Source organism: Burkholderia sp. BCC1640 (genome assembly GCF_902833125.1).
GTDB lineage: Bacteria > Pseudomonadota > Gammaproteobacteria > Burkholderiales > Burkholderiaceae > Burkholderia > Burkholderia diffusa.
Genome location: NZ_CADFEF010000183.1, coordinates 1 through 428 on the forward strand (window position 1 = coordinate 1; position 428 = coordinate 428).

The following is a 428-nucleotide window of genomic DNA, read 5'->3' on the forward strand; positions in this document are numbered from 1 at the left end:
AGCCCGAGAAGGCGGGCAAGGAGAAGGCCGCCAAGGCCGCCCCCTAGCTCGTCAAGACCGCCGACAAGCTCGCCAAGCTCGGCCTCACGCGTTCGATCGACCTGGTCCTGCACCTGCCGATGCGCTACGAGGACGAGACCACCCTCACGCCGATGCGCGAACTGCTGCCCGGCGAGCTCGCGCAGACCGAGGGCGTGGTCTACGACAACGAGATCACCTATCGCCCGCGCCGCCAGTTGCTGGTGCGCTTGCGCGACGCGGACGGCAGCGAGCTGGTGCTGCGCTTCCTGAACTTCTACGGCTCGCAGGTCAAGCAGATGGCGGTCGGCCAGCGGCTGCGCGTGCGCGGCGACGTCCGCGGCGGTTTCTTCGGACTCGCGATCGTGCATCCGGCGGTGCACGTGGTCGACGAGGACAAGACGCTGGCG

The 428-nt window shown here is 68.9% G+C and carries 1 pseudogene; it reads left to right on the plus strand.

The annotated features are described in order from the left end of the window. A pseudogene (locus tag HWX25_RS33120) lies at nucleotides 1-428 on the plus strand (ATP-dependent DNA helicase RecG); the annotation flags it as partial.